General features: G+C 61.8%; 1 pseudogene. It reads right to left on the bottom strand.

The window, feature by feature from the left end:
• Positions 1-246 (bottom strand): annotated as a pseudogene (locus tag J5M57_RS28410) (efflux transporter periplasmic adaptor subunit); the annotation flags it as partial.
• Positions 247-463: the final 217 nt, after the last annotated feature.

Below are 463 nucleotides of genomic sequence, written 5' to 3'. Positions count from 1 at the left end.
GTCGCCGAGCTTCACCTTCAGCGATTTCAACTGGCCGGACACCTGCGCGCCGACGTCGACCTGCTTGAACGCGTGCAGCGTGCCGGTGGCGAGCACCGCGTTCTCGAGATCGGCGCGGGCGACGTTCGCGGTGAGGTAATGCGGCGCCTTGTCTTTCGACACGAAGCGGTGATAGAGCAAGGCGAGCGAGACGAGCACGACGCCGCCGGCCGCTACGGCGATCCAGCGGCGTTGGGATTTTTTCATGGGAGACGGGACGGTAACGCGTGGCAGGCAATTGTAATGAAAATGAAACCGGATATTGGAATGCGAAACGGCCGCCGGGTTCAATTCAGCGACAAATTTCCTCAATATTTCGACAGTTCGTGACAGACGCGCGGCCGGGCGTCATTTGCATATCGCGCGGCGGCGCGCATCGATAGCTGAATTCGTTGGTTGGCCGGCGCGCCGGGCCGCCCTAGGA

The sequence above is a fragment of the Pseudomonas sp. 86_A genome, from assembly GCF_017491705.1.
Lineage (GTDB): Bacteria > Pseudomonadota > Gammaproteobacteria > Pseudomonadales > Pseudomonadaceae > Aquipseudomonas > Aquipseudomonas koreensis.
Note: the sequence above shows the minus strand (reverse complement) of the source record. Positions and strands in the feature narration are given on the sequence as shown.